At 60.1% G+C, this 273-nt stretch carries 1 protein-coding gene; it reads left to right on the top strand.

Going from position 1 to position 273, the window contains the following annotated elements; translation table 11 throughout:
* Positions 1–28 precede the first annotated feature (28 nt).
* The coding region (locus FVA95_RS29805) for an NUDIX domain-containing protein (protein WP_205016073.1) at positions 29–273 on the top strand (245 nt) is incomplete at its 3' end.

The raw sequence follows: 273 nt of genomic DNA, 5'->3' as shown, positions 1-273 counted from the left end.
TCTCCATACGCAGCCGCACGGACATGACGTGACGATCAGTGCGTGGATCCTCAGACAGTTTCCGTCTGACGGCGTTCGTCGTCGGCAGTGGAAGGCGCTGGTGCACAAACACCGCAAAATGAACCTGTGGATCCAGCCTGGCGGGCACGTCGAACATACCGAGAATCCCTGGCAGGCCCTGGCACACGAGCTTCATGAGGAGACGGGCTACAGCATCGACCAATTGAGCGTTCTGCAGCCCTGGGACCGGTTGCCTGACGGCATACACGACCT

This window comes from Pseudonocardia sp. EV170527-09, assembly GCF_008369905.1.
Taxonomy (GTDB): Bacteria; Actinomycetota; Actinomycetes; order Mycobacteriales; family Pseudonocardiaceae; genus Pseudonocardia.
Note: the sequence above shows the minus strand (reverse complement) of the source record. Positions and strands in the feature narration are given on the sequence as shown.